Consider the following 220-nt stretch of genomic DNA (forward strand, 5'->3'; position numbering starts at 1 on the left):
TGAGGGCCAATGGGTGAGCCCGAACGATATCGCCTTTACCCTGGCGCAATTGCTGGGCCGCGACGTTCGCGCCGAGGTGGTTGCGCGTGATACTTGGGAAACCCTGCTGCGTTCGCACGGTGCGCAGAACCCGATGCCACGTATGCGCATGGTGGATGGGTTCAATGAGGGGTGGATTTGTTTTGAGCATGGCCAGGTGCTCAAGGGTCATACGACGCTG

At 60.0% G+C, this 220-nt stretch carries 1 pseudogene; it reads left to right on the forward strand.

The features are described 5' to 3' along the window. Window positions 1-220, forward strand: a pseudogene (locus tag ACW9IN_RS30190) (NmrA family transcriptional regulator); the annotation flags it as partial.

The sequence above is a fragment of the Pseudomonas sp. SDO5271_S396 genome (genome assembly GCF_054071795.1).